The sequence below is a fragment of the Acidobacteriota bacterium genome, from assembly GCA_021161905.1.
Taxonomy (GTDB): Bacteria; Acidobacteriota; B3-B38; order Guanabaribacteriales; family JAGGZT01; genus JAGGZT01.
The window spans coordinates 21,030-30,414 of record JAGGZT010000009.1 but is presented as its reverse complement, the minus strand read 5'-3'; the positions used below and the strand labels follow the sequence as shown (position 1 = coordinate 30,414).

Here is a 9,385-nt window from a genome sequence, read left to right as displayed (position 1 = left end):
CTACAATGATACCGCACTCAAAACCGAGCTTAGGTAAAGAGGAGATAGAGGCGGTTAATGCGGTTATCCGCTCGGGGATGATAGCAGGGGGAGAGAAGGTAGTCCAATTTGAAGAAGCCCTTGCCCAATCGCTGGGGGGGGGATTTGCCGCTGCTTGCTCTTCGGGAACTGCTGCTTTATTCCTCGCCTTAAAGGCACTCGGGATAGGGCAGGGCGATGAGGTGGCGCTTCCCGCCTTCGTCTGTACCGCTCCCCTTTATGCTTTAATCTCCTGTGGTGCTTCCCCCTTGTTGATCGATATAGAGCCCTCAGGGTTTAATCTCGACCCTGCCGATTTAAGAAAGAAGATTACCAAGAGGACAAAAGCGGTTATTCTTCCTCATATGTTCGGCTTTCCTGCGAGCTTAGATGAGGTTTTGTCGCTCGGCATCCCGGTGATTGAGGACTGTGCTATGAGTATCGGGGCAAGCTATCAGGGTAAGCCGGTGGGCTCCTTTGGGGTGGTTTCGATATTTTCCTTTTACGCCACCAAGGTCATCACCACTGGGGAGGGGGGGATGGTTTTTTCTCATTCTCGTCGGATAATAGAAAGGGTGAAGGAGATGCGAGAGTACGATGAGAAAGAAGATTTTATCCCCCGCTTCAACTTCAAGATGAACGACATAGAGGCAGCGATAGGGTTGATACAGCTTAAGAAGCTTCCCCGGTTTATCGAGAAAAGAAGAAAGATAGCGCGAAGGTATATTTCCGCTTTTGAGAAACTGCCCTTAATTCTTCCAGAAACATCTTCGGAGAGGGAGGGTATATTCTTTCGCTTTGTTATCCGGGCTGAAAATAAGGGAGCAGATGAGCTTGTTCATTCCCTAAAAGAGCGAGGCATAGAGGCGAGGAAGCCGGTTTTCCGTCCCCTTTCCTCATATCTCGGTTTATCCGGTTTTACCAGAACCGATGAGGCATTTAGCAAGGCGGTGTCCCTCCCCATCTATCCTGACTTAAAGGAGGGGGAGATAAAAGGGGTACTTTCTGCAGTAATTGAGGCAGTCGGTTGATGAATGTCGAGAGGAAGTGTCTGAACATCATACCTATCAAGTTTTGCTACCCGCTTGCTTTGGTTGTTTTTATATCGCTTTGGTTTCCTTCGGTGGAATCGTTCTTCCGGAGAGCAGGATTGAGGTGGGTTTACATCCTTATTTTCTCTCTTTCCTTATCTCTCTCTCTTACTCCAATTATGAAGCGGATCGCCCTCAAGTTTAAGCTCCTCGATTTCCCTTCGGCAAGGAAGATTCATCGCCATCCCACTCCCATCTTGGGTGGAGTTGCAGTTTATTCTGCGTTCACCTTTTCCCTTTTGAAGAACTTTATCCTCGATCCAGGGATGAAAGCGGTTCTTCTTGGAGCAACGGTTGTGTTTCTTTTTAGCCTTATCGATGACATAAGACGACTTTCACCTGCCTTCCGGTTAGGAGTGCAGATACTCGCTGTTTCTTTGCTTCTTAAATATGGGGTCTATCTTGTTCTTTTTCCTCCCTATCTTTGGTGGGGGATGGTGGTAAATGCCGTCCTCACCTACCTCTGGGTTATTGGAATAACCAATGCCTTTAATTTCCTTGATGGTATGGATGGTCTTGCTGCAGGGCTTTCCGGGATCACTGCTTTTTTTCTTGGAATGGTCGCCTTTGAGACCAATCAGCCCTATCTTGGCTGGTTGGCGGTGGCTGCATTAGGAAGTTCGGTCGGTTTTCTTCCCTATAACTTTAAGATAAGAGGAGATGCGGAGATATTCTTGGGGGACTCGGGAAGCACCTTCCTCGGTTTCATCCTCGCTTCGATCGCGGTAAAAGGGGAGTGGGCGGATAACAATCCCATCGTCTCTCTTACCGCCCCTCTTCTTATATTTGCGGTGATGATCTATGATATGGTTCATATCACGGTGAGCCGTGTTCTTACGGGAAAGGTAAAGAGTGTGAAGGAGTGGATTGCTTATGTGGGACGGGATCATATCCATCATCGGTTTGAATCTCTCTTCCGCAGTAAAAAACAGAGTGTTCTTTTCATTTACCTTATAAGCATTTGCCTTGGTATTACCGCCCTTCTTCTCCGCTCGGCGACCACCAAGGATGCATTGATCCTTCTTGGTCAAGGGGCTACAATACTCATTCTTATCACCTTCCTCGAGCGAGCGGGAAACCGCCTCGAACGCAGGAGATAATATCTCAAATAGCATTCTTATTTGAAACTGTCCTCAAGAGGTGACGATTGTTGTATCCGATAGAATACATTATGCCGATCGTTCTTACCTGGTTTATTGTCTAAGTATAAAAAATTTATTAAGATAATATCTCTGAGTCAATTAAGGAAGATAGCATAACTTTTGCTCTACAAAAAAGGAATCTGAATATCTCTTTATTCTTCTTCAGGGAAAGGAGCTAAAAATGGGGCTAAAAGTTAGAAGGCGGTTTCTCGTTATAGCTGTTTCCTCCTTCTCTTCGCTTTTTGTTCCTTTTCCTTTTCAGAAGAGGAGGAAACCCTCGTCACATTATATAGTGGAAATCTGGATCCCGAATTATGGCTGGGTAAGGGGAGAGTCAACGCAAGGGATTTTCCCTTACCCGAAGCATCTATATACGGTTTGCTGGATAGCAAACATCGATGACGAGAACTATGGGGGCGAAAGGGGTGGTGTCATTGCTTATTGGGGGTTCGAAGACATAGATTGGAGCGATGCTTATTGGGATTTCAGTTATCCTGAAGCTAAAGGGGTTGAGGAGTTTGCTACTGTTAAGGGAAGGAAGGACTTAGTTGATGCCCTTTTTGAGAAAGGTAAAGAGGTTTGGTGCCTTTTCTGTCAGTTAAAGAACGCTGGTTTAATAGAGGATGACTCGAATACAATCAAAATTTCGGCTACAGTGAGGGAGTGAACCCTCTTATTCCTCCTCCGAGGCATGAAGCGAAGCTGGGATATTGTGCTGGTGTGGGGGTTAGCTTCGACCTCTCTAAGAGGTTTTTCTTAGAAACCGATGTTTCCTGTATAAAGAGAAGAGGTCAGAACTTGTTGAATTTTCCGGGGTGAAGTGGGGGGATACATTTTATAAGCTCACTTACTTAGCCCTACCACTTTTAGCCCATTATCGCTTACCTCTTTCAGGGTTTAGCATTTTTACCACCTTAGGGGTGGAGTTTGATATTTGCCTGACAAGCAAGATGGTGGACAGGAAGAACGATATCGTTATAAAACCGATAACAAATATCAGGAAAGGAGATTTGCAGCTGATTTCTGGATTTGGAGTGAGTTATAGAAGGCTTTCCTTAGGATTAAGATAAGGTATTGTTGGCCTCGGCTCTATAGATGGCCTCATATAAAGGGCCTTCCCCACGACACGGGATTACTTACTGGAACCGCCGGCGTCGGTAATTCATTTACCCTCTACTATCCGTATATGGTTTCTTTTCTTGGACACCGGATTTCACCCAATCGGGAACCTATAAAGTTTATCTCATCGTTACCGGTGGTTGGTATGTGGATAGAGAAGAGGTGGAGATAAGGGTGAAGAAGGTGAAGAAATTAAAGGGGGGGAGGTGATATGAGACAGAAGAGAGTAAAGACAGGATTTATTATCTTTTTCTTCTCTTTGGTAGGGAGTGGTATCTCGTATGGGCAAGAAAAGAAGTTCCAATTGATCTTTTTCGGTGGATTAACTCGGACATTCCAGTACGGATCTCAAGACGATTATATCTCCGGTGGAAATGATTTTCCGGTTACCCCTGCTCATTCCTCTCCAAACATAGGGTTGGGCATTGCCTATCTCCTCAAGGAACAGATAGCGATTGAGTTTAATGGAGGAGTTTGTTTTTCTTCCAAGGTGAGAAGAGAGGATCCTTCTGATCGAGATACGGTGGAGATTTTAACGCCGGAAAGGACGGTTGATCCCATAATTAATATGGGCGGAGGATTTTGCTGGTTTCTGGATCAAACTGCGGGATTGAGGTTCGATCTTAGATATGCGATCATAGTTTCGACGCCAGATAACATCCATAGCCTATCCTTACTGAGAGGGGTTGTTTTGCGATTATAGTTGGATATAAGGGTTGAATTAGTCGTTTTCTAAAGAGTACTCTTTTCAAGAGAGGCGTCCTCGTTTGGATAGATTGCTGGACGGACAATTCAGGAGGAGGGGGTAATAATCACCCTTATACATCCTTTTCTTTTTTTGTTGATTTCGAAATTGGGGCGTGATAAAGTTATTTTTTCGGAATGTGAGATTTCTATTGGAGGGAGGCACGTATGAGCAAGGAAGGGAGGTTTCTTTTTACTTCTGAATCGGTAACCGAGGGGCACCCGGATAAGATCGCGGATCAGATATCCGATGCCATCCTCGATGCCATTATGGAGCAGGATCCCTTTGGTCGGGTAGCCTGTGAGACATTGGTAACTACAGGGTTGGCGGTAGTGGCGGGTGAGATAACCACCAATTGCTATATTGATATTCCCAAGATCGTGCGCCGGACAATATTGGATATCGGTTATACCAGGGCGAAGTATGGGTTCGATGGGGATACCTGCGCGGTGATTACCTCTATTGATGAGCAGTCCCGGGATATTGCTCAGGGGGTGGATACTGGTGGAGCAGGCGATCAGGGTATTATGTTTGGTTATGCTTGTAATGAGACAAAGGAGCTTATGCCCCTCCCCATTATGCTTGCCCATAAGTTGGCGATGAGGCTGGCTGAGGTGAGGAAACAGAAGATCCTTGACTATCTTCGTCCCGATGGAAAGACTCAGGTCACGGTGGAGTACGATGGGGGAAAGCCAAGGAGGGTGACGACGGTTGTCCTTTCTGCCCAGCATAGCGATAAGGTTAGCACCGATAGACTAAAGGAAGAACTTAGGGAGACGGTTATTTTCCCGGTAATCCCTGAGGAATTTCGGGATAAGGATACCATCTATCATATAAACCCTACTGGTAGGTTCGTCACCGGCGGTCCCCAGGCGGATACAGGTCTCACTGGGAGAAAGATAATAGTCGATACTTATGGTGGGGTAGGTAGCCATGGTGGTGGTTGTTTCTCCGGCAAGGATCCGACCAAGGTCGATCGCTCCGCCTCCTATATGGCTCGTTACATAGCGAAGAACATCGTAGCAGCAGGGCTTGCCGATAAGGTAGAGGTCCAGCTTGCCTATGCCATTGGGGTAGCTGATCCCGTCTCCATAATGGTCGATACCTTGGGGACAGGGAAGATCTCAGAGGATAAGATAAAGGAGTTGATCTGGGAGCATTTCCCCTTGAAGCCGTTTGAGATCATTGATTATCTGAAGCTTCGCCGTCCCATCTTTAAGAAGACGGCGGCATACGGTCATTTCGGTAGAGAGGACGAAGATTTCACCTGGGAGAGAACCGACTTGGCCGAGACCCTTAGGAGGGAGGCAGGATTATAACTGCGAAGAAACTGAGATAGGGAGTGTTGGTTTATGGATTACGATGTAAAAGATCTTGGTCTGGCTGAAGAAGGTAAGCTGAGGATCGAATGGGCATCGAGGAATATGCCCGTTCTCCAAAGTATCAGAAAGAGGTTTGAGAAGGAAAAACCTCTAAAGGGGGTAAAGATTTCTGCCTGTCTCCATATCACCACTGAGACGGCGAATCTTGCCCTAACCTTTAAGGCCGGAGGGGCGGAGGTTGTGCTTTGTGCTTCCAACCCTTTGAGTACGCAGGATGATGTCGCCGCTTCTCTGGTCGCCGACTATAACATCCCCGTCTTCGCTATAAAGGGGGAGGATAAAGAGACTTACTATCAACACATTTACTCTGCTTTAGCTCATAGACCGATGATAACGATGGATGACGGAGCTGATCTGGTAACCACGGTGCTCTCAGAGAAGAAGGAATTGGCGAAAGGAATTATTGGAGGTACTGAGGAAACAACTACTGGCGTCATCAGGTTAAAGAGTATGGCGAAGCACGGGGTTCTTAAGTACCCCATAATCGCGGTAAACGATGCCGATACCAAACATCTTTTTGACAACCGCTATGGGACGGGACAAAGCACCCTTGATGGGATAATCCGGGCGACCAACATCCTACTCGCTGGGCTCAACTTTGTGGTTGCCGGCTATGGATGGTGTGGTAAAGGGGTGGCGATGAGAGCGCGGGGGATGGGAGCGAAGGTGATAGTTTGTGAGGTTGACCCGGTGAGAGCCCTTGAGGCGGTGATGGATGGCTATCTGGTGATGCCGATGATAGAAGCGGCTAAGGTAGGCGATCTTTTCGTCACCGTGACCGGGGATAAGAGTGTCATTAGGAAGGAGCACTTCCTTGCGATGAAGGATGGGGCGATAGTAGCCAATTCGGGACACTTCAATGTGGAGATCGACATAACTGCCCTTGAAGAACTTTCTTCCTCCAGGAGAAAGGTGAGGGAGTTTGTCGAGGAATTCACCCTTTACGATGGAAAGAAGATATATCTCCTCGGTGAAGGTAGGTTGATAAACCTAGCAGCAGCAGAAGGACATCCGGCAATGGTGATGGATATGAGTTTCGCCAATCAGGCGCTTACGGTCGACTATTTAGTGAGGGAAGGTGCTTCCTTAAAGCCCCAAGTCTATAAGGTGCCTAAGGAGATAGATGAGGAGATCGCTCGGCTTAAGCTTAAGTCGATGGGGGTGAACATCGATGTCCTCACCGAGGAGCAGAGGGAATATCTCTCTTCTTGGTCTGAAGGGACTTAGATCACTTATTTTTAATTTTTGTTGGTGCAAGCTGTATAATACCGTTTCCCAAGGATAATAAATTGCAGAGGGGAAAGAGCGGCGATTGTGTAAATAGAATGCACAGAGGCGTATTATAAGTGTGAGGAAGGATTGTTTAAAAGCTTGGATAGAGTGTAAAGGCAGAAGAAATTTGTTAGAGTATGAGGATATTTGAAGAGGGGGATGATTCCCATTTTTATTTTTTTATTCTTCGGATTTTCATCCAGTAAGGAACTCCTTAAAAAAGATTTCGTAAGCCATCCACTTCGGGATATAATACTTTCATATACCGCATAAAAAAGGAGGGAAAAATGGGGAAAAACTACAATAACAGCTTAACCACCGCTGGAAGAAGAGTTTTGTTATGGGCATCTTTGCTCTTAATCGGTGGGGTTGTTTTCGCCTTTTCCTCTGCCTTCTCACAAACGGTGGGGAAAGATACCGGACTTTTATCCATCGAGAGGATCTACGCTAGTAGGGAGTTCAGCGCCAAGTACTTCCGAGCAAGGTGGCTTGAGGATGGAAATGGGTATGTTGTTCTTGAGCCATCCAAGGAGATAAAGGGCGGAAGGGATATCGTTCGCTATGACGCCAAGACCGGAAAACGGGAGGTACTCGTTTCCGCATCGAAGCTGATACCTACAGGGGGATCGAAACCGTTAAGGATTGATGATTTTGCTTTTTCTCCCGATTTTAAGTATCTTCTTATCTATACCAATTCGAAGCGGGTCTGGCGTCGTAATACGAGGGGGGACTACTATGTACTCGATCTTAAGAACTGGGAGCTAAAAAAGCTCGGTGGTGATGCCAAACCCTCAACCCTTATGTTCGCCAAATTTTCGCCAGATAGCAAAAAGGTGGCCTATGTCCGGGAGCACAACATCTATGTTGAGGACCTTGAGGATCACAGGATAATCCAGCTTACAAAAGATGGCTCAGACACGATCATCAACGGTACCTTCGACTGGGTATACGAGGAGGAGTTCAGCTTAAGGGACGGTTTTCGCTGGAGTCCGGACAGCCGATTCATAGCCTATTGGCAACTTGATTCCTCGAAGGTAAAAATTTTCTATCTAATCAATTACACCGATTCCCTTTATCCTAAGTTGATTCCCATTCGCTATCCAAAGGCGGGAACCACTAACTCTGCCTGTCGGGTAGGGGTGATAAGCGCCTCCGGGGGGAAGACCGTATGGATGAAGGTGCCAGGTGACCCACGGAATCAGTATATCGCCCAAATGGACTGGGCAAAAAGCCCTAAGGAGATTATCTTTCAGGTGCTCAACCGGAAGCAGAATACCGATAGGGTTATGATCGGCGATGCGCTTACTGGTGAGGTGAGAACGATCCTTACTGAACGCGATAATGCCTGGGTGGAGGTGGTAGATAGGATTTATTGGCTTGATAAGGGGAAAAGGTTCATCTGGGTAAGCGAGAGAGATGGGTGGCGCCATCTTTATGTTGTCTCCCGGGATGGAAGAGATGTTAGTTGTATTACCCCCGGTCCTTACGATGTGATCAGCATTGCGAATGTCGATGAAAAGGATGGTTGGGTTTATTTCATCGCCTCTCCTGACGATCCTCTAAGGAGATATCTTTATCGGGTTCGGTTAGATGGGAAGGGAAAGCTTCAACGGATAACCCCAATGTCTCAAAGCGGGACCCATAGTTATCAGATTTCCAGAAACAGCAGGTGGGCGTTTCATACCTTCTCCAAGAAATTTATCCCTCCAACCGTTGACCTCATTGAACTCCCAAGTCATAAGGTTGTTCGTACCCTGGTGAGGAACGATAAGTTGAAGAAGAAGGTAGAGGCACTTAAACATCGCCCGATAGAGTTTTTCCGGGTGGATATCGGCAACGGCGTTGTTCTCGATGGCTATCAAATCAAACCTTATAACTTCGATCCCGGTAAGAAGTATCCGGTCCTGTTTTATGTCTATGGTGAGCCAGCGGGTCAAATCGTAAGGGATGCCTGGGGAGGAAGAACCGATCTCTGGCACCTGATGATCGCCCAAAGAGGTTATATTGTTATGGCGCTTGATAACCGAGGAACACCTTGCCCCCGGGGTCGTGAATGGCGGAAGTGCATTTATGGGAAGATCGGAGTTTTGAATTCCGCTGATCAGGCAGCAGCGGTGAGAAAAATCATCCGTAGATGGAGCTATGTGGATCCAGAGAGGATCGGCGTTTGGGGATGGAGTGGTGGTGGCTCGATGACACTAAACCTCCTTTTCCGCTATCCTGACCTTTATAAAACCGGGATGGCTGTTGCGCCGGTACCGGATATACGGCTATATGACACCATCTATCAAGAGCGGTACACCGGTTTGCCCAGCGAGAATAAGGAGGCATATATAAAAGGCTCTCCCATTACATTTGCCCATCAGCTGAAGGGGAACCTTTTGGTGGTTCACGGCACTGGCGATGATAATGTGCACTTTCAGGGCACCGCAAAGTTGATAAACGAGTTGATCAAGAATAATAAACAGTTTAGCGTGATGATCTATCCCAATCGGTCCCATGGAATCTTTGAGGGTAAGAACACTACCGTCCACCTGAGGACGCTTCTCCTCCGTTATCTACTGAAGCATCTTCCTCCAGGACCAAGGTGATTGGATTGATTGGGGCGATGTTTTT

Annotated in this window: 7 protein-coding genes; all 7 read left to right on the top strand. The window is 46.9% G+C overall.

From position 1 onward, the window contains the following. The first annotated feature begins 5 nt into the window (after positions 1 to 5). The 7 genes from J7L64_01550 (at position 6) to J7L64_01520 (ending at position 9,360) form a co-directional block, all read left to right on the top strand. Positions 6 to 1,049 carry a DegT/DnrJ/EryC1/StrS family aminotransferase gene (locus J7L64_01550; GenBank protein ID MCD6451037.1) on the top strand — a complete coding sequence of 348 codons (1,044 nt, stop codon included), beginning with the start codon at positions 6 to 8 and terminating at the stop codon, positions 1,047 to 1,049. After that, positions 1,049 to 2,209: an undecaprenyl/decaprenyl-phosphate alpha-N-acetylglucosaminyl 1-phosphate transferase gene (locus tag J7L64_01545; protein ID MCD6451036.1), complete on the top strand. Its 1,161-nt coding sequence runs from the start codon at positions 1,049 to 1,051 to the stop codon at positions 2,207 to 2,209. The genes J7L64_01550 and J7L64_01545 overlap by 1 nt, the downstream gene beginning before the upstream one ends. Positions 2,210 to 2,432: 223 nt before the next feature. Then, a complete protein-coding gene (locus J7L64_01540; GenBank protein MCD6451035.1) occupies positions 2,433 to 2,918 on the top strand; it encodes a hypothetical protein in 486 nt (161 codons plus the stop codon). A gap of 663 nt (positions 2,919 to 3,581) precedes the next feature. Then, positions 3,582 to 4,073 (top strand): hypothetical protein, encoded by a 492-nt coding sequence (locus tag J7L64_01535; protein MCD6451034.1) that lies wholly within the window; start codon positions 3,582 to 3,584, stop codon positions 4,071 to 4,073. Positions 4,074 to 4,282: 209 nt separating this feature from the next. After that, positions 4,283 to 5,434 (top strand): methionine adenosyltransferase, encoded by a 1,152-nt coding sequence (gene metK / locus J7L64_01530; GenBank protein MCD6451033.1) that lies wholly within the window; start codon positions 4,283 to 4,285, stop codon positions 5,432 to 5,434. A 33-nt stretch (positions 5,435 to 5,467) separates the two neighbouring features. Beyond that, entirely contained in the window at positions 5,468 to 6,724 is a 1,257-nt protein-coding gene (locus tag J7L64_01525) for an adenosylhomocysteinase (protein ID MCD6451032.1), read from the top strand. Positions 6,725 to 7,056: 332 nt separating this feature from the next. Further along, complete coding sequence (locus J7L64_01520) at positions 7,057 to 9,360, top strand: S9 family peptidase (GenBank protein ID MCD6451031.1); 2,304 nt, start codon at positions 7,057 to 7,059, stop codon at positions 9,358 to 9,360. The last annotated feature ends 25 nt before the right edge of the window (positions 9,361 to 9,385 follow it).